General features: G+C 61.6%; 19 protein-coding genes and 1 pseudogene. 14 read left to right on the top strand and 6 right to left on the bottom strand.

Going from position 1 to position 24,218, the window contains the following annotated elements; genetic code table 11:
- Positions 1-2: 2 nt before the first annotated feature.
- Complete coding sequence (locus AB5975_09775) at positions 3-1,532, top strand: PLP-dependent aminotransferase family protein (protein XDR22065.1); 1,530 nt, start codon at positions 3-5, stop codon at positions 1,530-1,532.
- Between the two features lie 32 nt (positions 1,533-1,564).
- Here the strand turns inward: AB5975_09775 and AB5975_09770 are convergent, their stop codons facing one another.
- The 4 genes from AB5975_09770 to aspA form a co-directional block, all read right to left on the bottom strand.
- Entirely contained in the window at positions 1,565-2,668 is a 1,104-nt protein-coding gene (locus AB5975_09770; protein ID XDR22064.1) for a polyamine ABC transporter substrate-binding protein, read from the bottom strand.
- The gene (locus AB5975_09765) at positions 2,668-3,711 is read right to left on the bottom strand and encodes a histone deacetylase family protein (protein XDR22063.1); all 1,044 of its coding nucleotides are present in this window, start codon (positions 3,709-3,711) and stop codon (positions 2,668-2,670) included. Before AB5975_09765 ends, AB5975_09770 begins: the two co-directional genes overlap by 1 nt.
- Positions 3,712-3,827: 116 nt before the next feature.
- Entirely contained in the window at positions 3,828-4,820 is a 993-nt protein-coding gene (locus tag AB5975_09760) for an AraC family transcriptional regulator (protein ID XDR22062.1), read from the bottom strand.
- A gap of 179 nt (positions 4,821-4,999) precedes the next feature.
- Entirely contained in the window at positions 5,000-6,424 is a 1,425-nt protein-coding gene (aspA, locus tag AB5975_09755; GenBank protein ID XDR22061.1) for an aspartate ammonia-lyase, read from the bottom strand.
- A 182-nt stretch (positions 6,425-6,606) separates the two neighbouring features.
- Here aspA and AB5975_09750 point away from each other — a divergent pair.
- The 5 genes and pseudogenes from AB5975_09750 (at position 6,607) to AB5975_09730 (ending at position 10,230) form a co-directional block, all read left to right on the top strand.
- Positions 6,607-7,538, top strand: a pseudogene (locus AB5975_09750) (LysR substrate-binding domain-containing protein).
- 171 nt (positions 7,539-7,709) lie between these two features.
- Positions 7,710-8,201 (top strand): 5-(carboxyamino)imidazole ribonucleotide mutase, encoded by a 492-nt coding sequence (purE, locus tag AB5975_09745; protein XDR22060.1) that lies wholly within the window; start codon positions 7,710-7,712, stop codon positions 8,199-8,201.
- Between the two features lie 10 nt (positions 8,202-8,211).
- On the top strand, positions 8,212-9,294 hold the full coding sequence (locus AB5975_09740) for a 5-(carboxyamino)imidazole ribonucleotide synthase (protein ID XDR22059.1): 1,083 nt from the start codon (positions 8,212-8,214) through the stop codon (positions 9,292-9,294).
- Between the two features lie 108 nt (positions 9,295-9,402).
- A complete protein-coding gene (locus tag AB5975_09735) occupies positions 9,403-9,648 on the top strand; it encodes a GlsB/YeaQ/YmgE family stress response membrane protein (GenBank protein XDR22058.1) in 246 nt (81 codons plus the stop codon).
- Between the two features lie 48 nt (positions 9,649-9,696).
- Positions 9,697-10,230, top strand: coding sequence for a DUF3299 domain-containing protein (locus AB5975_09730; protein ID XDR22057.1), 534 nt, complete (start codon positions 9,697-9,699; stop codon positions 10,228-10,230).
- Positions 10,231-10,292: 62 nt separating this feature from the next.
- Here AB5975_09730 and AB5975_09725 read toward each other — a convergent pair whose 3' ends face one another.
- Both AB5975_09725 and AB5975_09720 read right to left on the bottom strand, forming a co-directional pair.
- Positions 10,293-11,189, bottom strand: a complete 897-nt coding sequence (locus tag AB5975_09725; protein XDR22056.1) for a D-hexose-6-phosphate mutarotase — start codon at positions 11,187-11,189, stop codon at positions 10,293-10,295.
- A 71-nt stretch (positions 11,190-11,260) separates the two neighbouring features.
- Entirely contained in the window at positions 11,261-11,659 is a 399-nt protein-coding gene (locus AB5975_09720; protein XDR22055.1) for an acyl-CoA thioesterase, read from the bottom strand.
- Positions 11,660-12,019: 360 nt separating this feature from the next.
- Here AB5975_09720 and AB5975_09715 point away from each other — a divergent pair, with 360 nt between their 5' ends.
- From AB5975_09715 to pstB, 8 genes are all read left to right on the top strand, one after another.
- On the top strand, positions 12,020-13,309 hold the full coding sequence (locus AB5975_09715) for an MFS transporter (GenBank protein ID XDR22054.1): 1,290 nt from the start codon (positions 12,020-12,022) through the stop codon (positions 13,307-13,309).
- Between the two features lie 127 nt (positions 13,310-13,436).
- Positions 13,437-16,016, top strand: a complete 2,580-nt coding sequence (locus AB5975_09710) for an S-type pyocin domain-containing protein (GenBank protein ID XDR22053.1) — start codon at positions 13,437-13,439, stop codon at positions 16,014-16,016.
- Positions 16,017-16,019: 3 nt separating this feature from the next.
- Positions 16,020-16,493: a hypothetical protein gene (locus AB5975_09705; protein ID XDR22052.1), complete on the top strand. Its 474-nt coding sequence runs from the start codon at positions 16,020-16,022 to the stop codon at positions 16,491-16,493.
- A complete protein-coding gene (locus AB5975_09700) occupies positions 16,483-18,000 on the top strand; it encodes an S-type pyocin domain-containing protein (GenBank protein XDR22051.1) in 1,518 nt (505 codons plus the stop codon). The genes AB5975_09705 and AB5975_09700 overlap by 11 nt, the downstream gene beginning before the upstream one ends.
- A gap of 159 nt (positions 18,001-18,159) precedes the next feature.
- A complete protein-coding gene (locus tag AB5975_09695) occupies positions 18,160-19,158 on the top strand; it encodes a phosphate ABC transporter substrate-binding protein PstS (GenBank protein XDR22050.1) in 999 nt (332 codons plus the stop codon).
- A 138-nt stretch (positions 19,159-19,296) separates the two neighbouring features.
- Entirely contained in the window at positions 19,297-21,585 is a 2,289-nt protein-coding gene (locus AB5975_09690) for an ABC transporter permease subunit (GenBank protein XDR22049.1), read from the top strand.
- A 71-nt stretch (positions 21,586-21,656) separates the two neighbouring features.
- Complete coding sequence (gene pstA, locus AB5975_09685; GenBank protein ID XDR22953.1) at positions 21,657-23,273, top strand: phosphate ABC transporter permease PstA; 1,617 nt, start codon at positions 21,657-21,659, stop codon at positions 23,271-23,273.
- Between the two features lie 72 nt (positions 23,274-23,345).
- A complete protein-coding gene (pstB, locus tag AB5975_09680) occupies positions 23,346-24,179 on the top strand; it encodes a phosphate ABC transporter ATP-binding protein PstB (GenBank protein ID XDR22048.1) in 834 nt (277 codons plus the stop codon).
- The last annotated feature ends 39 nt before the right edge of the window (positions 24,180-24,218 follow it).

Raw genomic sequence — 24,218 nt, 5'->3', positions numbered from 1 at the left:
CCATGAGCCAGCAGCCCCTCATACTGCCTTTCGACCCTGCCGGCATCGCCCTTGATCGCCGTCGCGGGCTTAGCCAGCAGCTTTATCAGGCGTTACGGGCGCGGGTGCTGGATGGGCGCCTGAGCAGTGGCACGCGGCTGCCGGCCACACGTGACCTGGCGGGCATGCTGGCGCTGTCACGCAACAGCGTGGTGCGTGCCTATGACCAACTGTATGCCGAAGGCTACATCGAAAGCCGCGTCGGTGATGGCACGTACGTTAGCCAGCTTCCGAAACTATCCACACAAGTATCCACAGAGTTATCCCTGGGTTTATCAACAGGGTTATCCACATTTTCCGTTGGAAATACTGATGATTTATCCAGCGATCGACGTTTGAGCGAGCCTTTACAGCGCTTGAAAAGTGGTCATTTGCCCTCGCCAAGAAGCGGTGCGCCTCGTGCTTTTCGCGTCGGTATTCCGGCATTCGACCTGTTCCCATTTGACGTCTGGGCCAAGCTGCAGGCGGGTTTCTGGCGCAACCCTTCCCCTGAACAGCTGGGCTACGGTGATCCGGCAGGTGAGCCGGCTTTACGCGAGTTGATCGCGGCTTACCTGCGCCGCTCGCGCGGGCTGAGCTGCACGGCTGAACAAATTGTGATCACCAGTGGTGCGCAGCAGGCCATCAGCCTTTGTGCACAGCTGCTGCTGCAACCTGGCGACGGTGTGGCTGTGGAAAACCCAGGCTATCGGGCGGCCGGTCATGCTTTCACGCTGGCGGGTGGCCGAGTGTTTGGCGTGCCGGTGGATGAAGACGGCATGGATTGCGGCCGGCTCGAGCAACGGCCGGATTGCCGGCTGGCCTATGTCACGCCTGCTCACCAGTACCCGACCGGGGTGACCATGAGCCTGGCGCGCCGCCTGGCATTGCTGGCCTGGGCGGAACGCAGCGATGGCTGGGTCATCGAGGACGACTACGACGGCGAGTATCGCTACAGTGGCGCGCCGCTGGCCCCGCTGGCAGCGCTCGACCGGCACGGGCGGGTGCTGTATGTCGGCACCTTTGGCAAGATCGCCTTCCCGGCGTTACGCCTGGGCTATCTGGTGCTCCCGCCGCAGCTGGCGCAGGCGTTCAGCCAGGGCAAGGCGCTAGCGGTGCGGCATTCGGAGGTCAGCAGCCAGTGCGTGATGGCCGAGTTCATGGCCCGCGGGCATTTTCAGCGGCATATCCGCCGTATGCGCAAGGCGGCGTTGAACCGGCGCAATGTGCTCAAGGCCGGTTGGCCAGTGGATGTTCCGGGGTTGGGCGCAATGCCGGAAGTGGCGGCCGGGCTGCATGTGAAGGTCGATGTGGATAACTTTGCGAAAGAGCAGGAACTGGTGGCAAGAGCGGAGGCGGTGGGCGTGGAGGTAACACCGCTGAGCAATTTCTGGTTGGCGGATAGCGATGTGCCTGTGGATAAGCGAGCGGGCTTGGTGCTGGGGTTTGCGGCGGTGCCGGAGGGTGAGATTGCCGAGGCCCTGATGAAGCTGCGCAAAGCCTGGAGAAAGTGAATGGGGCCGCTGTGCGGCCCTTCGTGGGTGACTCAGGTGCCGGACTTGATCCGCGTCCAGGCCCGGGTTCGCGCCCGTTCGGCATCCCGTGCCAGGGGCTTGAGGGTATACAGCTTGGCCATCGCCTCGGCCGTCGGGTACAGGTTGGGGTTGTTGCGAATCGTCGGGTTCACCTTGGCGGTCGCATCTTTGTTCGGGTTCGGATACCCAACGAAGTCGCTGATGGGTGCGATCACCTCGGGTCGCAGCAGGTAGTTGATGAACGCATGCGCATCCTCCGGGTTGGCCGCGCCCTTCGGAATCGACAGCATGTCGAACCAGATCGGCGCGCCTTCCTTGGGCAGGCGCATGTCCACCACCACGCCATTTTTCGCCTCACGGGCGCGGTTGGCGGCCTGCGAGAAGCTGCCGCTGTAGCCTACTGCCACGCAGATGTCGCCATTGGCAATATCTGCCATGTACTTCGAGGAATGGAAGTAGGTGATATGCGGGCGAATCTTCAGCATCAGTTCCTCGGCCTTCTTGTAGTCGGCCGGTTTGTCGCTGTTCGGCGGCAAGCCCAGGTACTGCAGGGCCAGAGGCATGATCTCCGATGGCGAGTCGAGCAGGGCTACGCCGCACTGCTTGAGCTTGGCGATGTTCTCTTCCTTGAAGATCAGGTCCCAGCTGTCCACCGGCGCATTGTCGCCCAGCGCCGCCTTGACCTTGGCCGGGTTGAAGCCGATCAACACGGTGCCATACATATACGGCACGGCAAACTTGTTGCCTGGGTCGTTGGCTTCGATCAGCTTCATCAGCGCCGGGTCCAGGTGTTGCCAGTTCGGCAGCTTGCTGCGGTCCAGCGGCTGGAAAACCCCGGCTTCGATCTGTTTGGCGAGGAACACGTTGGACGGCACCACCACGTCATAGCCGGAGTTGCCGGTGAGCAGCTTGGCCTCCAGTGCTTCGTTGGTGTCGAAGATGTCGTACACCAGTTTGACGCCGCTGTCCTTCTGGAAGTCGGTCAAGGTCTGCGGGGTGATGTAATCGAACCAGTTATACACACGCAGGGTGCGCTGCTCCGCTTGGGCGTGCAGGGCACCGGTGAACAGGGTGGCAGCGATGAACGGGGTGAGCAGACGCTTGAGTCGGACCATTACCGGGCTCCTGGCTGGGCGCGCTGGAAGCCTTCCAGCACATTGACCGCGTTGATACCGATTTCTTCCACAGCGTAGCCGCCTTCCATCACGAACAAGGTCGGCTTGCCCAGCTGGCCGATGCGCTGGCCCATCTCCAGGTAGTCCGGGCTGTCCAACTTGAACTGCGAGATGGGGTCATCCTTGAAGGTGTCCACACCCAGGGAGATCACCAGTACGTCGGCGTCATAGCGGGCGATGCGCTGGCAGGCGTCTTCCAGGGCGGCACTCCAGGCAGCCCAGTCGCTACCGGCCGGCAAGGGGTAGTTGATGTTGCAGCCCTCGCCGGCGCCTTCGCCGGTTTCATCGGCATAGCCGAGGAAGAACGGGAATTCATCCTGCGGGTCGCCGTGGATCGAGGCAAAGAACACATCGTCGCGGCTGTAGAAGATGTCCTGGGTTCCGTTGCCGTGGTGGTAGTCGACGTCGAGGATGGCAACCTTGCGCCGGCCTTGGTCGAGGAAGGCCTGAGCGGCGATGGCGGCGTTGTTGAGGTAGCAGTAGCCACCCATCACTTCGCCAGCGGCGTGGTGCCCTGGCGGACGGCACAGCGCGAAGGCCGAATGGGCACCTTGTTGGATCGCTGCCTGGGCGGTAAGGGCGACCTGGGCGGCGCTGTAGGCCGCTTGCCAAGTGCCGGCGGTGATCGGTGCACCGGCATCGAAACTGTAGTAGCCCAGCTCACCGTGCAGGCCAGTGGGTTTTACCTGGCGCAGGGTGCGTGCAGGCCAGGTGAAGGGTAGCAGGTCGCCCTCATGGCCCAATGCGGCCCAGCGGGCCCAGGCGCCCTCGAAGAAGTTCAGGTAGTCGGCGCTGTGGATGCGAAGCAACGGCGCGCGGCCGAAATCGGTAGGGCCTTGGATATCGCCGAGGTTGCGCTTTTTTACCTGGTCGAGCACATGGTCTGCACGCGAAGGCATTTCGAAGCAGGGCATCAGCTTGCCGTCGATCAGCTCGCAGCGGCCGTGGTGCAGGCGGTGGTCATCGGAATAGATCGTCAGCATTGTTGTTCTCCGGTGGGTACTGGCGTGGGTCCATTGTCATGGGCGGATCAGTACGGGAGAACGACGCAAATGGCCAAAAGGGGATCGATATGGCCAAGCGCTTTGGCCGCAGCAGCTCAACCGCGAAAGTGGCTGGGCGCCACACCACTCCAGCGTTGGAACGCATGCCGAAAGCTGGCCGTCTCACTGAAGCCCAAGGTCTCGGCAATCCGGTAAATCGGCATTTGCTCGTCTGCCAACAACTGCTTGGCCCGTTCGAACCTTAGCTCGTCCAGCAGCTGTTGATAACTGCAGCCCAACGCCTGTAAATGCCGACGCAGGGTGCGCGACGAGCAGTTCATCTGCCTCGCCAGCCCTTCCAGCCCCGGTGCTGCGTCCAACTGCTGCACCAGCAGCTGGCGAATCCGCCCTAGCCAGGCCTGGCGGCCCGTGAACTCCAGGTTCAGGCGTCGGCAGCGTTCACTCATGGCCTTGTGGGTAATCGGGTCGGCCAGCGGCAGCGGCATATCCAGCCAGCGCCTTTCGAAGGCAAAGGCATTGTCCTCGGCGGAGAAGCCGATCGGGCATTGGAACGCATCGGCATAGCGTGTGTGGTAACCAGGACGAGGGTGCTCGAAACGGGTGCCCAGCAGCGGCAACGGGCGGCCAAGCAGGTCGTCGCAGATGACTTTCAGCGAAACCAGGCAGAACTCTGCGTTGAACGCGCTCAGCGCAGGGCTGTCGTGATAGTCGCTGGCGCTGAACCAGACGCGCTGGCCGTCGTCGAGCAAACGCAGCTTGAAGACTGTTCCCAGCAGTGCCGGATACTGCAGCGCCAGGCGCAAGGCGTCACCCAAAGTGGCACTGGAGAGCAGGGCGTAACCGAGCATGCCGTAGCACGACACATGCATGCGCCGGCCCAGCTCCAGGCCGATGTCCTCACGCCGGGCCACTGCGTTGGCGCACACCTGCAGTTCCTGCTGGGTGGTGATGCGCGCATCGGCGTGGCCCAGGTCTGCCGGGCCGATGCCGCTGCCGGCCAGCAGTGCCGAGGCCTCGCAACCGTCTGCCTGAAAGACATTGAGGATCAGCGAAACCGCATTGAGGGTGGTCAGGTGACTGTGCAGCATGCTGGGTAATCCCGTTGGCCTGGGACGCATTATGGAGCAAGTTGTGTGCCGATATCCGAGGCCGCCTGGTGGCGGCAAAACCATCAGGCAAAAAAAAGGCCCGAAGCATAGGCTCGGGCCTTGAAAGGTTGAGAGGTGTCTAGTCCCTTAACCTGGTGAGACTGTTTGCAGCGGGCTGGTTACGACTTCAGCGGAACCAGGCGCGGGGCGATCATGTTTTCTGGACGCAGGATGTCGTCGAGCATCGCGTCGTCCAGCAGCTTCTCTTCACGCACCAGTTCCAGCACGCCGCGGCCGCTTTCCAGGGCAACGCGGGCGATACGGGTGGCGTTTTCGTAGCCGATGTACGGGTTCAGTGCAGTGACCAGGCCGATCGAGTGCTCGACCAGTTCACGGCAGCGCTGTTCGTTGGCGGTGATGCCGACGATGCAGTGCTCGCGCAGCATGTCCATGGCGCGTTGCAGCAGGCGGATCGAGTCGAAGATCTTGTAGGCGATCAGCGGCTCCATCACGTTCAGCTGCAGCTGGCCACCTTCGGCGGCGACGGTCAGGGCCAGGTCGTTGCCCATGATGGCGAAGGCCACCTGGTTGACGGCTTCCGGGATAACCGGGTTGACCTTGCCTGGCATGATCGAGCTGCCTGGCTGACGCGCTGGCAGGTTGATCTCGTTGATGCCGGTGCGCGGGCCGCTGGACAGCAGACGCAAGTCGTTACAGATTTTCGAGAGCTTGACCGCGGTACGCTTGAGCATGCCGGAGAACAGCACGAAGGCGCCCATGTCGGAAGTGGCTTCGATCAGGTCGGCAGCCGGTACCAGCGGCTGGCCACTGATGGCGGCCAGGCGCTGTACGGCCAGAGCCTGGTAGCCAGGGTCGGCGTTGATGCCGGTGCCGATGGCGGTACCGCCCAGGTTGATTTCGGTCAGCAGTTCCGGGGCCAGCGAGCGCAGGCGCTGCAGGTCTTCGGTCATGGTGGTGGCGAAGGCGCGGAATTCCTGGCCCAGGGTCATCGGTACGGCGTCCTGCAGCTGGGTACGGCCCATCTTCAGTACGTGGTCGAATTCTTTACCCTTGGCAGCGAAGGCCTGAATCAGGCTGTCGAGGCTGGCCAGCAGTGCGTCGTGACCCAGCAGCAGGCCCAGACGGATAGCGGTCGGGTAGGCGTCGTTGGTCGACTGCGCCATGTTCACGTCGTTGTTCGGGTGCAGGTACTGGTACTCACCCTTCTGGTGGCCCATGGCCTCCAGTGCAACGTTGGCAATGACTTCGTTGGCGTTCATGTTGGTAGAAGTACCAGCACCGCCTTGGATCATGTCCACCACGAACTGGTCGTGGTAATCGCCTTTGATCAGGCGGGCGCAGGCTGCGGTGATGGCAGCGTGCTTGGCATCGCTCAGGTGACCCAGCTCACGGTTGGCGTCGGCAGCGGCCTGCTTGACCATGGCCAGGGCCACGACCAGCTTCGGGTAGTGCGACAGTGGAACACCGGAGAGGTGGAAGTTGTTGGCAGCGCGCAGGGTCTGGATGCCGTAGTAGGCATCTGCAGGAACTTCAAGGGTACCCAACAAGTCTTTTTCGACGCGGAACGATGCAGCGGAGGACATGATGTATATCATCTCGATTTTGACCCGGCACATGCCGGAATGGCGCCAATCCTAGGCCTGAAGGTGATTTTGCGGCCAATGCTGTTGCACGCTAACCTATGCACAAACGGCATAGTGTTTCGTGTGACGCCAATTGACATTCGAGCGTGTTCCATTTTGGTGCATGCCGGGAGATGTGCTTCGTGAACCTTGAAAGCAAATGGCTGGAAGACTTCAGTGCGCTGGCCGCTACCCGCAGTTTTTCCCAGGCGGCAGAGCGGCGTTTCGTGACCCAACCGGCCTTCAGCCGGCGCATTCGCAGCCTTGAAGCGGCGCTGGGCCTGCAACTGGTGAACCGTTCCCGCACACCGATCGAACTGACCGAAGCCGGGCAGCTTTTTCTCGTCACAGCGCGCACCGTTGTCGACCAGTTGGGCGAAATTCTCCGCCATTTACATCACCTTGAGGGTGGGCAGGGCGAGGTGGTTCAGGTAGCGGCGGCACACTCCTTGGCATCAGGCTTTTTCCCCGTTGGGTTGCCCAGTTGCGCAACGACGGTTTGAACATCGCCACCCGCCTGGTTGCGACTAACGTCGGAGATGCCGTGCACGCATTGCGCGAGGGCGGCTGTGACCTGATGCTGGCTTTCTACGACCCGGATGCGGCCCTGCAGATGGATGCCGAGATCTTCCCGTCGCTGCACATGGGCACTACGGAAATGCTGCCGGTGTGTGCAGTGGATGCTGAAGGCAAGCCATTGTTCGACCTGGAAGGCGAGGGCAGCGTGCCGCTGCTGGCCTATACCGCGGGTGCATTCCTCGGGCGGTCGGTGAATTTGCTGCTGCGCCAGCGCAACCTGCGTTATACCACCGTCTATGAAACCGCCATGGCCGACAGCCTTAAAAGCATGGCGTTGGAAGGCCTGGGCATCGCCTGGGTGCCACGCCTGTCGATGCGAGGCGAGCTGGAGCGGGGCGAACTGGCTGTCTGCGGCGGCAGCCAGTGGCATGTGCCACTGGAAATTCGCCTGTACCGCTGCGCCCTGGTGCGCAAGGCCAACGTCAGGCTGTTGTGGCGCAAGCTCGAGGGGGCGGCGGCGGTTGACCCAAAAGTCAGCCAAAGCCCCGAAAAATAAGGCCCGACAGTTGGTCGCCGGGGTGCCTTAATCGCACTACCTTACGGTATACTGCGCGGCCTTTCGACCGGATGCATCCGGTCCTGATCAGCAAACAAGCCACGCCGGTCGTCCCGCGTGGCTTGTTGTTTTTTGACGCGCCTGCGGGCGCACAAGCGAAGAGGCTCGACGATGAGTGCACTGGTTGGCGTGATCATGGGCTCCAAGTCCGATTGGTCCACCCTTAGCCACACCGCCGATATGCTGGAAAAACTCGGCATTCCCTACGAAGTGAAGGTGGTTTCCGCTCACCGCACCCCGGATCTGCTGTTCCAGTATGCCGAGGAGGCCGAGGGCCGTGGCATCGAGGTGATCATCGCCGGTGCCGGTGGCGCAGCCCACCTGCCAGGCATGTGCGCCGCCAAGACCCATCTGCCGGTGCTGGGCGTGCCGGTGCAGTCGTCGATGCTGTCGGGCGTCGATTCGCTGCTGTCGATCGTGCAGATGCCTGCTGGCGTGCCGGTTGCCACCCTGGCCATCGGCCGTGCCGGTGCGGTCAACGCTGCATTGCTGTCGGCCAGCATCCTTGGCGCCAAGTACCCGCAGTACCACGCGGCGTTGAAGCAGTTCCGCACGGAACAGACCGACACCGTGCTGGACAACCCAGACCCGCGCCAGGCTTGAGGCTCAACCCATGAAGATCGGTGTAATCGGTGGCGGCCAGCTGGGCCGCATGCTGGCCCTGGCGGGCACCCCGCTGGGCATGAACTTCGCCTTCCTCGACCCGGCGCCGGACGCTTGCGCCGCGCCCCTGGGCGAGCACCTGCGTGCCGACTACGGCGACCAGGACCACCTGCGCCAGTTGGCCGACGAAGTCGACCTGGTCACCTTCGAGTTCGAAAGCGTCCCGGCCGAGACCGTGGCCTTCCTCTCGCAGTTCGTGCCGGTGTACCCCAGCGCCGAAGCGCTGCGCATCGCCCGTGACCGCCTGTTCGAAAAGAGCATGTTCCGCGACCTGGGCATTCCCACCCCGGCCTTCGCCGACATCCTCTCGCAGGCAGACCTGGAGGCGGCGGTGGCCAGCATCGGCCTGCCAGCCGTACTGAAAACCCGCACCCTGGGTTACGACGGCAAGGGCCAGAAGGTGCTGCGCACGCCAGAAGACGTGGTCGGTACCTTCGCCGAGCTGGGCAGCGTGCCATGCCTGCTGGAAGGCTTCGTGCCGTTCACTGGCGAGGTGTCGCTGGTGGCTGTACGTGCCCGCGATGGCGAAACCCGCTTCTACCCGCTGGTGCACAATACGCACGAAAGCGGCATCCTGCGCCTGTCGGTGGCCAGCCAGGCACATCCGCTGCAGGCCCTGGCCGAAGACTACGTCGGCCGTGTGTTGCAGAAGCTGGATTACGTTGGCGTGATGGCCTTCGAGTTCTTCGAGGTGGACGGCGGCCTGAAGGCCAACGAAATCGCCCCGCGCGTGCACAACTCCGGGCACTGGACCATCGAAGGCGCCGAGTGCAGCCAGTTCGAGAACCACCTGCGGGCCGTTGCCGGCCTGCCGCTGGGCTCGACCGCCAAGGTGGGCGAGAGCGCGATGCTCAACTTCATCGGTGAAGTGCCGGCCGTGGACAAGGTCGTCGCCATCGCCGACTGCCACCTGCACCACTATGGCAAGGCCTTCAAGGTTGGCCGCAAGGTTGGCCATGCCACCCTGCGCTGCCAGGACATGGCCACCCTTGAACGCAAGATTGCCGAAGTAGAGGCACTGATCAGCAACTGATCGGGCTGCAAATCGAACTTCTGCAAGCGGCTTGCCCTCTGAACATGGCAACAAGCCAAAGGCCGTCTAGGCTTTGGCTTGTTCCATATTCACTGCAGAGGGATTGCCATGGGCATCATTGGAACCATCTTCATCGGCCTCATCGTCGGCCTGCTGGCCCGCTTCATCAAGCCGGGCGACGACAGCATGGGCTGGATCATGACCATCCTGCTGGGTATTGCCGGCTCCCTGTTGGCCACCTATGGCGGCCAGGCGCTGGGCATTTACCAGGCTGGGCAGGCAGCAGGCTTCCTTGGCGCCTTGATTGGTGCGGTCATCCTTCTGGTGATCTACGGATTCATCAAGAAACGCTGAATACTGGTTAGAATGCCCGGCAATTCATCCGAGTTGCCGAGCATTTCCATGCGTGCCTTTTTCCTTGTCCCCCTGCTGTTGGCCAGCGCCCTGGCCCATGCTGAACTGCCTGAAACCGACTGGCTGGAGCTGATGCCCAAGTCGGACCAGAAGGCGCTCGAGCAAATGCCCGAAATCGACCACAACTCGCCAGAAGCCATGGGCACCTTTACCGACAAGGGTGGCCTCAAGCAGAGCAAGGGCTTGCCGGCGGTGATGTACTCGACCAAGACCGTGGCGGCCATGAACGGCAAGGAAATCCGCTTGGGCGGTTACCCGGTGCCGCTGGAAAGCGATGCCAAGGGCAACAGCACGCTGTTTTTCCTGGTGCCGTACCCAGGTGCGTGCATCCATGTGCCGCCACCGCCGCCGAACCAGCTGGTACTGGTGCGCTACCCGAAAGGGTTGAAGATCGATGACATCTACACACCGCTGTGGGTCAGCGGCAAGCTGAAGGTGGAAAAGGTCAGCAACGACCTGGCCGATGCGGCCTATGCGCTGGATGCGGGGAAGGTGAGGGTGGTGGAAGACGCAGACCTCTGATTATCTGCACGGGCCCCTTCGCGGGTAAACCCGCGAAGGGGCCCGAAAAACCACGGCAAAACTCAGATCATTTCACAACCGATCTGCAGTCCCAGCGAATGACTTGCCCCCGGCTTCAGTTCCACCAGGTCATCCCACACATTCGCCGTTTCGATGCACAGCATTCGCTGCCAGCCATCGTCGGCCATATCTGCCAGCTCCCGCGCCCGCTCGGTCCAGGGGTTCCAGATCACCGCCGAACGTGATCCATTGCTGGTCAAGGTAACTCGCCGGTTCCAATGCGGGTCGACAATGCTCAGTCGCGATGGAGTGTCGAGGTAAATCCGGTCAGTCTCCCCGGTAAACGCCAGTGCTCCCAGCTGCTGGCGCTGTTCCCAGTCCGCCAGGGTTTCGATATAACCCAGCCCCTCGACCCCTTCGACCCGTGCCTGGCGTACATCGCTGACGGCAAAGTAGCTGTGCAGGGCTTGGCTGATAGTAACGGAGGTATTGCCCATGTTGCGGCTGGTCAGGTTCAGCTTCAGCGCCTCGCCCAGCTCCACCACCAGCTTCAACTCGACGTCATGAGGCCAGCCGGGCAGGTCGCCCTGCGCTTCAGGCAGTCCGAATTCAATGCGCAGGTCGCCGCCCACCTCCTCGATGCCCAGCAACTGCCAGTCACGCGAGCGCGCCAGCCCGTGAGCAGGTGCCTGCTCAGCGTGGTACATGGCCTGCACGGCCTCGGGGTTGCGTTGCAGGTTGCCAAACCACGGCCAGCACACCGGTACCCCGGCGCGTACCGACTTGCCCTGGCGGAAGATGGCCTGGTCGCTCAGCCACAGCAGCGGTGGTTCGCCCACCCGCTGGTAGCTGAGGATCTGTGCGCCCTGCTGGGCGATCAGGAGTTCGGCGCGGTCGCTGCTGATACGCCAGCAGTTGAGTTCGCCATGTTGCTCGGTTACGACCTGGAAGGTAGCCATTGCGTTCATCTCATTGATTGCCAGTGGGCCTTGGACCCGGGCACATGCAATGAGTTTACCGCCGGCGTGGCTCAGCGACGAGGCACGGAGCGGGTGCGGCCACTGCCGTCGATGGCGACGAAGACGAATGCCGCTTCGGTGACCTTGCGCCATTCGCTGGACAGCGGGTCGTCGCTCCACACTTCGACCATCATCTGGATCGAGCTGCGGCCGATTTCCAGGGTCTGGGTGTAGAACGACAGCTGCGCGCCTACTGCCACCGGTACCAGGAAGGCCATGCGGTCGATGGCCACGGTGGCCACGCGGCCGCCAGCAACACGGCTGGCCATGGCGGTGCCGGCCAAATCCATTTGGGCAACCAGCCAGCCGCCGAAGATGTCGCCAAACCCGTTGGTCTCGCGCGGCAGTGCGGTGATCTGCAAGGCCAGGTCGCCTTGCGGGATCGGATCTTCTTGTTCGAGCTCAATCATGCGATGGGGCCTCTGACCCGTGACGCTTTCGTTGGTGTGGCGCAAAGGCCGGGTAAACGATTCAGCTTGAAACATACTACGCCGATTTCGTTTCACTGGGCGGCCGTAGGGAAACTCTGCGAAACCGCCTGACATAAAGACCGGAGTTTTCGCACAACATCCCACGCTAGCAGCAACCTTTTCCTACGAACTGCCAGTATATAGAGCATAACGGCCAGCGACGACCGTGCATTCATGAATATCTGTAGGGATTTTGTATCGCTTTCGGCGCAGCTCGGCAATTTGCTATCTTCGCTTGTCTCCCAATCCAGAAGCCGCGTGCCAAGCGGCCTGCATGCCCTACAAAGAGAACAACGAGCGATGACTTCCGTGCCGAGCAGTATCGAGCAGCCCTCGCGGCCGCTGACCCGCAGTGACTACAAGACCCTCTCACTGTCCGCCTTGGGCGGCGCGCTGGAGTTCTACGACTTCATTATTTTCGTGTTCTTCGCCACGGTGGTGGGCAAGTTGTTCTTCCCGGCCGACATGCCGGAGTGGCTGCGCCTGATGCAAACGTTCGGCATCTTCGCCGCTGGCTACCTGGCGCGGCCGTTGGGCGGCATCATCATGGCCCATTTCGGCGACCTGCTCGGGCGCAAGAAGATGTTCACCCTGAGCATTTTCATGATGGCCGTGCCGACCCTGATCATGGGCCTGCTGCCGACGTATGCACAAATCGGCATGTGGGCACCTATCCTGCTGTTGCTGATGCGCGTGATCCAAGGCGCGGCGATCGGCGGCGAGGTGCCGGGTGCCTGGGTGTTCGTCTCCGAGCATGTGCCAGCGCGCAACACTGGCTACGCCTGCGGTACCCTGACGGCAGGCCTGACCGCCGGCATTCTGCTTGGCTCGCTGGTAGCGACACTGATCAACAGTGTGTACAGCGTGGAAGAAGTGGCCGATTACGCCTGGCGTATCCCGTTCCTGCTGGGTGGCGTGTTCGGCCTGTTCTCGGTCTACCTGCGCCGCTGGCTGCACGAAACCCCGGTGTTCGCCGAAATGCAGCAACGTAAGGCACTGGCCGAGGAGCTGCCACTGCGCGCCGTGCTGCGTGACCACCGTGGCCCGATCATCCTGTCGATGTTGCTGACCTGGATGCTGTCGGCCGGGATCGTGGTGGTCATCCTGATGACCCCGGCGCTGCTGCAGAGCTTCTACCACATCAGCCCGACCGACTCGCTCAAGGCCAACAGCCTGGCCATTGTATTGCTTAGCTTTGGCTGCATCGGCGCCGGCAGCCTGGCCGACCGCTTTGGTGCGGGCCGGGTGTTCGTGATCGGCAGCCTGCTGCTGCTGGCCAGCTCCTGGACCTTCTACCACAGCCTGCCAACCCGGCCCGAGCTGCTGTTCCCGCTGTATGCCGTGACCGGCCTGTGCGTGGGCGTGATTGGCGCGGTGCCTTATGTAATGGTCAAGGCATTCCCGGCGGCGGTGCGCTTCAGCGGGCTGTCGTTCTCGTACAACGTGGCCTACGCGATCTTCGGCGGTTTGACGCCGATGGTGGTGACCGCGCTGCTGAAGGTGAGCCCGATGGCGCCTGCCTACTATGTGGCAGGCTTGTGCGCCGTTGGTCTGGCTGTGGGGCTGTACCTGCTCGCCAACAAGCGCTGATCTGCGCTGGGGCTGACTCTCGTTTGCTGCAACATGTTGAAAGACGTGAACAAGGACAGAGGAATAAGTAACGCAGTGACCGACGGCTAGATCGTCAGCCTGAGCCATACAGAGAAGGAGAATCTGTATGGCTCAAAACACACTTCATGACAGTTCCACGGGTGATGTTGTCATCACCCCTGGCTCCTCAGGTTCCAGTAGCGGCGGGGGCGGCTTCTTCAGCATTGGCGGCGGCGGTGGCTTCGGTGGTGGCTTTGGCGGTTCCAGCCGACGTCGCAAGAAGAAGCGTGCCAGAGCGCGTGCTGCTGCCTTGGCGCAAGCAAGAGCCCAGGAGCAGGCTCGCCAAGCGGCAGCCGCAAGGGCTCATGCCGAAATGCTGGCTGCATTACATAGGCAGCAAGTGGAGGCTCATAGCCAGGCACGTGAAGTTCGGCGCGTGCAGCTTGATGCGCATTTCGCTGGCCAGGCGCAAGGCTTGGCACAGGCGCTACAGCAGGAGATCAACGCAGCGCGCAAACGCCCGGAATACGACGGCAGTGAGCGTTGGCAGCTTTACCAGATCACCAAAGCGCAAAACGAAACCAAAGGGCTTATAGCCGCCAAGCAGCTTGAGTTGGCGAATCGGCAGGCGTTGGCCGGGGCTTTTGCTGGCCATGATGCTGATGCAGGTACATACGCCGCCCGACTGGCCGGGCTGGCGACCGCGCAACACATGCAGCAACTGCATCAGGGCTGGGAAACAGCGTACGTAGCGGCCTCAGAGGCTCGTTTGCTGCAGGAGGCAATTGCCCAGCTGTCGCAGCGCTCAGCCGAGCTGGCTGTAGAACATGCCCAACAGGAACAGCTCTGGCGCGCCAGGGAGGCGGAATGGGAGCGTCAGCGGCAATACGCTGAGCTGCGCGAATCCAGAATTCGCTACAAGCAGCAGGTTGACGAAGACCGGCGCCTTGTTCGGCTGAAGGAGGCCGCCACGCTGACCGTGCCAGTAGCGGCTGCGTCGGCTGGGGGCGTGTTGCTTGGTCAGGCAGGCGCGCAGGTTGCGGCTGAGCTGGCAACGGCTATCGAGCAGGCGATTGCTAGCGCGGCCAAGGAAGTGCTGAGGGTTGCAGCTATCCGCCTTGGTCAGGCGGTCGGTCTCTCGGCCACGGCCATGCTGTATTCGCCGGCGCTGGGGAATGGCGAACTGACCGAAGCCCAGCGCAGGCGTCACTTCGAAGGTTTGGGCATACATGCAGACCTGCTGGGCATTGCGCCAGGGCAGGATCTTCAGGCTATCGCCGATGCGGGTGGGTCGGCCCGTCTGGGTCAGCGCATCAAGATCGAGCATCTTCCAGGTGGCAGTGCGATAGCGGTGGCCGCCACAGGCGCCGGAATCGCCCCGGAGGTCCGGGTCAGGAATGCCGTTTACGACCCCGTCACCGATACCTACCGAGTCGAGGCACAGACGCCCGACGGGAAAACCATCGTTCTGGGTAACGCTACCCCGGTGGCGGAAAGCCCGTCCAACGGCCGGATGCTCGCGCTTGAGCCACAAGCTGCAGAGGTTGGCGCTGGCGTGGACCTTCGCTTCGATGACTGCATCGTCTGTATCCCTGGTCAACTGCCCCAGTACTTTTCATTCGTAGTTTCGCCGGCGGGTACTGGTGTTGTCAGCGGTAATGGCCAAGTCGCTGGCGCTGACTGGTGGCCCGCGAATGGCGCTGCCGCTGGCGTAGCAATGCCGGTGCAGGTTGGTAACCAGCTACGCGGCCGCTTGTTCACCGGCATGCCGGCATTCGAAAGCGCGGTATGGCGGGCCATTGCGGCGGAGCAGGGGTTGCTCGGTCAATTCGATGAGGTGAATCAGCGTCGAATCATCAGGGGTTTTCCACCCGTGGCCCCGCGAGCAAGTTGGAGCGGCGCGCGACACGAGTTTGAGCTTCGTCATGTTGGAGCTGTTGATGTTGGCTACAACCTTGACCAGCTAAGAATCCACACACCAGCGGACACTCTAGGCGTGCCGGCAGTGGTCCTGCCGTTCGAGCCGTGGTTCGCCGCCAGTCTGGCCCTTGAGTTCGATGCTGGCATTGTTCAGGGCCAACCATCACGCACCTGGACGCCGTTGGTGGCCCCAGGCGCGGAGCTGCTCGGCCCGACACCCTTGCCGGAGGGGCCGTTACTGCCGGGCATTCTGCCAGGCGATACCTTGGATCCTGTGGGGCCAAGTCTTGAAATACTTCCTGGCGAGAATCCGGGTGAGACTGGGGCCATAATTCCTGGATTCGGTGGTGATGTAGATCTGCCGGAGCCTGGGCTGGTTAATAATGAACCTGCAGAAGTCGGAGAAACTGGGAATTATAATGACTTGGAGCGTCGCAGCATAAGGGATGACATGGGCGTGGACCACATTCCATCTCAATCGGCATTGAAACGATGGTTACAGAAAAATTTTCCAGACCTGCAACTGTATGAAATATACCAAATACTAAGGCGTGCACCTGCTGTCGTTATTCCTACAGAAGTGCATCGAAAGTACAGCGAAACGTACGGCGGGCGTAACACCAAAGCTAAACAAGCTCTAGATGCCAAAGATCCCTTGTCAGCTATTGGCAGTAATGTTGAAGCACTAAAGAAAGGTTTAATAGAAAATGGAATTTCGCCTGAACGTGTTGAGGGTATCAAGGTGGAGCTTACAGAATTGCTCAAAAAACTGATTAATAAAAGGTGACGCATGAAAAGGATTGTAGCAGTTGAGCCTTGGCTGGAAAGCGTTAACAGGACTTATGCTGATTTAGTTGAGAATGGGCTTGATCCGAATCTGCGACGTATCAAGCTTTACCCGGGGGCGGAGGATTTTTACCTAGAGCCGGAGCCGGGTGTTAGTTTTGAGTTTGATTCAGACAGCAAAATGTTAAAAGCGGTGGCTATAACTATCATAAGGCGAGTGGATTTGGCGCCTGAATTTAAAGATTTTTTATCTGAGCCCTACGGTTGCTTAGATAAGAGCGCTGTTAGAGCTGCTTGGGGTAGTCCTCTAAGAACGAGCGAGCCGTTGGTAATGCCGGAACCGATAGGTAAGACGGGTGGGTGGGATATGTATCGACTCTCCGGTGCGGGCTTTGGGTATATTGATTTGATTTATTCGTACACTAAGGATTTTGTTGTATCCGGTCTGGTTTTAAGGGGCACGGAAGATGAAGCTTGAAAGTCGACTGCAAGATCACGACGAGCAAAGTTTCTTATCGCTAGTCACTACGCTATGGAACGTTGAGACTCAGAGGTCTGAGCACAACGCTCTCATCGATCATTTCGACCAGATAGTCGGCCACCCCGCCGGTAGTGACCTTTTGTTCTACTCAAACGCCGATGCCGTCGGCGCTATAAACTCGCCAGAGCATATCGTTGCAACAATCAAATCGTGGCACCAGAGAAATGGCCTTCCGGCCTTCAAGGGGCAGCATTTACAGCCGCGAAGAGAGCTTCGAAGCATGGCGAGCGAACAGCGTGCCAGCCAGTCTTCCACTCGCAACCTGGAGAAAGTGCGCAAGTTGGTGGCGCAGGTTCATGCCGCTGAGCAGCAGGCAACGCTGCAGCTTGCTGCACTTGAGCAACAGCTAACCATTGACCCAGTGGCCAGCACGCCGGAACAGCAACTGGCTTTCAGCCTTGCTACGCTGCGTGCTCTGGAATCCATTCAGCACCAAGCTGCGCAGGCAGTGTTTCAACTTGAGCGGTTGCACATGTCGGTCAAGTTCGCACTCGACGCTGCCGTGCGTGATGCTACCAGCCCCTTCCTGGACGCAGCGATTCAGGCCGTGGCGTTGCAAGAAATGAATGCCGGTAGCCAGCGTCATGCTGCGGCCTTGGCCATGGCGCAAGGGCGTCATTCCGTGTTGTACGCTCGCGGTGTGACACTGATAGAACACCTGGAAGCACGTATTGCCCAGTTGGCCAAAGCGACCGGGGCTGGCCCAGGGCATGGGCCTTTGACGTTGGTAGCGGCAGCTGATGCCTCAAACCTGCACCCGGCATTGCTGATGGCGCAGGGCTTGAACGGTGACGTTGCCCAACAGCAACGCCATCTGATCAAGACCGTGCGCTCGGCGGTGGCAGAGCTGGAGTGGCAGGCGACCTCCTTGCAAGGTGACCACCCCGGTACGTATGCGGATTTAATCGAGTTTGTGCAGGGAACCCCAAGCGATGACCCGCGTTTCGGGCTGACGGTGCCACTTGCTGAAATACTCGACGAAGATCGGCAGGATTGGGCCGATCTGGCCGCTGAACGGGCAGAGGTGGATCTGCCCATGCGTCTGTGCTCGATGGTGCGTGGTGCCCGCTCCGGCAGCACCAAAGGTGTAAAACCCTTTACCCGTTACTGTCATGTGCTGATGACCTCGACGCAGGGCCCCATCGTGCCTTCGCGCGTGCGGGTGCGGGAAGCTGGTTGGGATGCGGGTCGGCGGGCTTTCGCATTCACTAGCGAGACCGGGGCGCCTGTTACCGTTCTGTGGCAGAAGGGCAGCGCGCCCTATCCGCCGATAGACATCTCCCGGCCGCCGAGCATTAGCTATCTGCACATGCCCAATGTGCCTATCATAGAGCGCTTCATGGACCTGACGCAGGTTCAATTCGATGACTACATCGTGGTGTTTCCGCCGCAGGCTGGGCTGGCACCGGTATACGTCATGTTCAGGGATCGCCGCGAGCTTTAGCGCCGCCAGTTTCCCAGCGATATCAAGTCAGGCCATCCCGGATAACCGATGATGGCCTTTCATCCAATTGTCACAATGAAGTCATATCGTGTTCATGCGGCCTGCCGATACTTGGGCCCGTTCCATCCAACACCCCAATATTCCTGCTAGGAGCAAGGCATGAAACTGAAGCGTTTGATGGCGGCCCTCACCTTTGCCGCCGCTGGCGTTGCAACCGCCAACGCGGTAGCCGCTGTCGATCCTGCGATCCCGACCTACACCAAGACCACCGGTGTATCGGGCAACCTCTCCAGCGTTGGTTCCGACACCCTGGCGAACCTGATGACGCTGTGGGCCGAGGCCTACAAGAAGGAATATCCGAACGTAAACATCCAGATCCAGGCAGCCGGCTCCTCCACCGCGCCACCCGCGCTGACCGAAGGCACCGCCAACCTCGGCCCGATGAGCCGCAAGATGAAAGACGTCGAACTGCAGGCCTTCGAGCAGAAGTACGGCTACAAGCCGACCGCAATCCCGGTCGCCGTCGATGCCCTGGCCGTGTTCGTGCACAAAGACAACCCGATCAAGGGCCTGACCATGGCTCAGGTCGACGCCATCTTCTCCTCCACCCGCCTGTGCGGTGGCAAGGCCGAGATCAAGACCTGGGGTGACGTCGGTGTGACCGGCGACCTGGCCAACAAGCCAATCCAGCTGTTCGGCCGCAACTCGGTCTCGGGCACCTACGGCTACTTCAAGGAAGAAGCCCTGTGCAAAGGCGACTTCAAGCCTAACGTCAACGAGCAGCCTGGCTCGGCTTCGGTCGTGCAGTCGATCAGCTCTTCGCTGAACGGCATCGGTTACTCGGGCATTGGTTACAAGACTGCCAGCGTCAAGACCGTGGCCCTGGCCAAGAAGGAAGGCGGCGAGTTCGTCGAAGACAACGAAACCAACGCCCTGAATGGCAGCTACCCGCTGTCGCGCTTCCTGTACGTTTACGTCAACAAGGCGCCGAACAAGCCTCTGGCTCCGCTGGAAGCCGAGTTCGTCAAGCTGGTGCTGTCGCAAGCTGGCCAGCAGGTCGTGGTGAAGGATGGCTACATTCCGCTGCCGGCCAAAGTCGTCGACAAGACCCTGGCTGACCTGGGCCTGTCCCACGCGGGTAACGTTGCAAAGAAGTAAGTAATTAAGAAGAGGCCGGAGCCACTGCCCGGCCTCTTCCACGAATTTCCAGTCCGAAGCCAGGTTCCCTGTGCGGCGGGCTTTCGCGCGTCACCACTTTGTAATGTTTTTGTCACACGGGACCGCTAGGGTGTGCGCATGAATGATCTGGCCAATTCCAACATGACCCAAAACTCCCAGCCCGTGCGCATTGATTTCAATACGCCCGAGTTGCAACGCAAGCGCCGCATGCGCGCGCTCAAGGACCGCCTGACCCGCTGGTATGTGCTGGTCGGCGGTCTTGCCGTACTGGCGGCAATCACCCTGATCTTCTTCTACCTGGCGTACGTGGTACTGCCACTGTTCCAGGGCGCCCAGCTGACCAGCAAGAAAGCCCTGGAGCCGACCTGGCTGCAGCAGGATGCCGGCAACCCGCTGATGATCGCGCTTGAAGAGCAGAACCTGGTGGGGATGCGGGTTTCGGACAAGGGCCAGGCATTGTTCTTCGATACCAAAACCGGCAACGCGCTCAAGCGGGTCGACCTGCCGGTGCCGGCAGACACCCAGGTCACGTCGATCAGTACCGACCAGCCGGGCAGCCCGCTGGTGGTGCTTGGCTTGTCCAATGGCCAGGCGCTGGTGTTCCACCACACCTACAAGATCACCTACCCCGACAACAAGAAAACCATCGCCCCCGGCATCGACTACCCGTACGGCGAGCAGCCGTTCGTGCTCGACGAACAGGGCCGCGCGCTGGAGCACGTGAGCGTCAACGTCAATGGCGACACCTTGCTGCTGGCCGGTTCCACTGGCGCGCACCTGCAGGTGGTCGAGCTGACTCGCACGGAAAACATGATGACCGAAGAGGTCACCACCGAGCAGAACCGTATCGCCCTGCCGCAGATGACCGAAACGGTGAAGAACATCTTCATCGACCCGCGCCAGCAGTGGTTGTACGTGATCAACGGTCGCGCCACGGCTGACGTGTTCAGCCTGCGCGACAAGAGCCTCAACGGCCGTTACAAGTTGTCTGAAAGCGCCGACACTGAAATTACCGCCACGGCCCAGCTGGTCGGTGGCATTTCGCTGATCATCGGTGACTCCAAGGGCGGCCTGGCCCAGTGGTTCATGGCCCGCGACCCGGATGGCGAATCGCGCTTCAAGCAGATTCGTACCTTCCAGATGGGCAAGGCGCCTATCGTGCAGATCGACGCCGAAGAGCGCCGCAAGGGCTTCATCGCCCTCGACGCCGACGGCAAGCTGGGCGTGTTCCACAGCACCGCGCACCGTACCTTGCTGGTCGAGCCGGCTGCCGAAGGCCCTGGCATCCTGGCCCTGTCGCCACGCGCCAACCGCATCATCATCGAAGAAGGTGGCAAGCTGCTGCCGCTGAGCCTGCGCAACCCGCACCCGGAGGTTTCCTTCAGTGCGCTGTGGGGCAAGGTGTGGTACGAGAACTACGACGAACCCAAGTACGTCTGGCAATCGACCGCTTCGAACACCGACTTCGAGCCCAAGCTCAGCCTGTCGCCGCTGACCTTCGGTACCCTCAAGGCCGCGTTCTACGCGATGATCCTGGCCGCCCCGCTGGCCATTGCCGCTGCCATCTACACCGCCTACTTCATGGCCCCTGGCATGCGCCGCAAGGTCAAGCCGGTGATCGAGCTGATGGAAGCGATGCCGACGGTGATCCTCGGCTTCTTCGCCGGCCTGTTCCTGGCCCCATACCTGGAAGGCCACTTGCCGGGTGTGTTCAGCCTGTTCCTGCTGATGCCGTTTGGCATCCTGCTGGCCGGCTTCGTCTGGAGCCGCCTGCCGGAGTCGATCCGCCTGCGTGTGCCGGATGGCTGGGAAGCGGCGATCCTGATCCCGGTCATCCTGTTCACCGGCTGGTTCGCCCTGACCATGAGCCCGCACCTGGAAAGCTGGTTCTTCGGCGGCGACATGCGCCTGTGGATCACCAACGACCTAGGTATCACCTACGACCAGCGCAACGCCCTGGTAGTGGGCATCGCCATGGGCTTCGCGGTCATCCCGAACATCTATTCCATTGCCGAAGATGCGGTGTTCAGCGTGCCACGCAGCCTGACCCTCGGCTCGCTGGCACTGGGCGCGACGCCCTGGCAGACCCTGACCCGCGTGGTCATCCTCACCGCCAGCCCAGGCATCTTCTCGGCGTTGATGATCGGCATGGGCCGGGCAGTGGGCGAGACCATGATCGTGCTGATGGCCACCGGCAACACCCCGGTGATGGAAATGAACCTGTTCGAAGGCATGCGCACCCTGGCCGCCAACGTGGCCGTGGAAATGCCGGAATCGGAAGTCGGTGGCAGCCACTATCGCGTGCTGTTCCTGGCCGCCCTGGTGCTGCTGATGTTCACCTTCATCATGAACACCTTGGCCGAGCTGATTCGCCAGCGTCTGCGCAAGAAATACTCGTCGCTTTGATAGAAAGGTAGCGATCCGTGAAAAAGGATTCCCTCAAAGGCTGGTTCAAGAGCGGCGCCCCAGGCGTCTGGATGAGCGGCGGCGCGGTGGCCATGGCGGTGATCATGACCGTCGGCCTGCTGGCGGTGATCGCCGTGCGCGGCCTGGGCCACTTCTGGCCGGCCGATCTTGTCCAGGCCACCTACAAGGTGCCGGGCCAGGCTGATCACATCGTTATCGGCGAAGTGGTGCAAAAGGAAGAGGTGCCGCGTGCCCGCCTCAAGGGCGCCGGCCTGCCGGTACCGGACCAAGGCCCGGAGTTCATGACCCGCGAGCTGATCAAGGTGGGTAACCGCGACCTCAACGGCAGCGACTTCACCTGGGTGGTTGGCGATTGGTTGGTCGACGAACAGCGCCCGGCCGACCTGATCGCCCTGGAGCGCCGCGAGTGGGGTAACTTCTACGGCTACCTGGTCAGCGTCAAGGAACAAGGCCGCGTGGTTGCCGAAGGCCCTGCAGCCTGGACCGAGCTGCAAGCCCGTCTCAAGCGTGCCAACCACCTTAATGGCGAGCTGCAGCAACTGGAAAAGAAGGACATCGGTGCCATCAACCATGGCCTCGAGCGCCTACGCCTGCAGGCCCGCAAGCTGGAACTGGACGGCAAGCTGGACGCTGCCGCCCAGGCCGACATGGACGCCGACCGCGCCGAGCTGAACAGCCGCTACAAGGCCATCGAAGACCGCCTGACTGGCCTGCACCAAGCCTTCGCCCGCGACAGCCTGGTGGCGCGCGATGGCAATGGCCGTGAAGTGGAAATCAACCTGAGCAAGGTGGTGCACGCCATCCAGCCGAACGGCATGTCCGGTTTCACCAAGCTGGGCACCTACTTTGCCAAGGTCTGGGAGTTCCTCAGCGACGACCCGCGTGAAGCCAACACCGAGGGCGGTATCTTCCCGGCCATCTTCGGTACGGTGATGATGACCCTGATCATGGCCGTGATCGTCACCCCGTTCGGCGTGCTGGCCGCTGTCTACCTGCGTGAATACGCAAGGCAAGGCCCGGTGACCCGTTTGATCCGCATTGCGGTGAACAACCTGGCCGGTGTGCCGGCGATCGTCTACGGCGTGTTCGGCCTGGGCTTCTTCGTCTACGTGCTGGGTGGCTCGATCGACCGCCTGTTCTTCCCCGAAGCACTGCCGGCGCCGACCCTGGGCACCCCTGGCCTGCTGTGGGCATCGCTGACCCTGGCACTGCTGGCGGTGCCGGTGGTGATCGTGGCGACCGAAGAAGGCCTGGCGCGTATCCCACGCACCGTGCGTGAAGGTTCGCTGGCGCTGGGTGCGACCAAGGCGGAAACGCTGTGGAAGATCGTCCTGCCAATGGCCAGCCCGGCCATGATGACCGGCATGATCCTCGCCGTGGCCCGCGCTGCCGGTGAAGTGGCGCCGCTGATGCTGGTGGGTGTGGTGAAGCTGGCGCCGTCGCTGCCGGTGGACGGGAACTACCCGTACCTGCACCTGGACCAGAAGATCATGCACCTGGGCTTCCATATCTATGACGTCGGCTTCCAAAGCCCGAACGTCGAAGCCGCGCGGCCGCTGGTATATGCCACGGCGCTGCTGCTGGTGCTGGTGATCGCCACCCTCAACCTGTCGGCCGTGTGGATCCGCAACCACCTGCGCGAGAAGTACAAGGCGCTGGACAGCTGACCCTGATTGCAAGCGTGCCGCCCGAACGCCGGGCGGCCCTTTGAAACGAATTGATAGCGTATGGAGTTGACCATGCAGCAAGATTCCCATACCCACGGCATCGACATGTCTGCCCTGGGCCGCAACAAGCAGAGCCTGCGCCTGGCCGAAGAAACCGTGGCCATCGAAGTGCCGGGCCTGAGCCTGTTCTACGGCGACAAGCAGGCGTTGTTCGACGTCAGCATGAACATCCCCAAGCAGCGCGTGACCGCCTTCATCGGGCCGTCCGGCTGCGGCAAGTCGACCCTGCTGCGCACCTTCAACCGCATGAACGACCTGGTTGACGGTTGCCGCGTGGAAGGCGCCATCAACCTGTACGGCAACAACATCTACCGCAAGGGCGAAGACGTGGCCGAGCTGCGCCGCCGTGTGGGCATGGTGTTCCAGAAGCCCAACCCGTTCCCCAAGACCATCTACGAGAACGTCGTCTACGGCCTGCGCATCCAGGGCATCAACAAGAAGCGCGTGCTGGATGAAGCCGTCGAATGGGCGTTGAAGGGCGCGGCCTTGTGGGACGAGGTGAAAGATCGCCTGCACGAGTCGGCGCTGGGCCTGTCCGGTGGCCAGCAGCAGCGCCTGGTCATCGCCCGCACCATCGCGGTGGAGCCGGAGGTGCTGTTGCTCGATGAACCCTGCTCCGCGCTGGACCCGATCTCGACGTTGAAGGTCGAAGAGCTGATCTACGAATTGAAATCCAAGTACACCATCGTCATCGTGACCCACAACATGCAACAGGCGGCCCGTGTTTCGGATTACACCGCGTTCATGTACATGGGCAAACTGGTCGAATTCGGCGATACCGATACCCTGTTCACCAACCCGGCGAAGAAGCAGACCGAAGACTACATCACCGGGCGCTACGGCTAAGCCCGACCCGCCAGGGAACGAGACGAACTACTTGAAGCT

The organism is Pseudomonas putida (assembly GCA_041071465.1).
Taxonomy (GTDB): Bacteria; Pseudomonadota; Gammaproteobacteria; order Pseudomonadales; family Pseudomonadaceae; genus Aquipseudomonas; species Aquipseudomonas putida_P.
The sequence above is the reverse complement of the archived record's forward strand: the minus strand, read 5'-3'. Positions and strand labels throughout refer to the sequence as shown.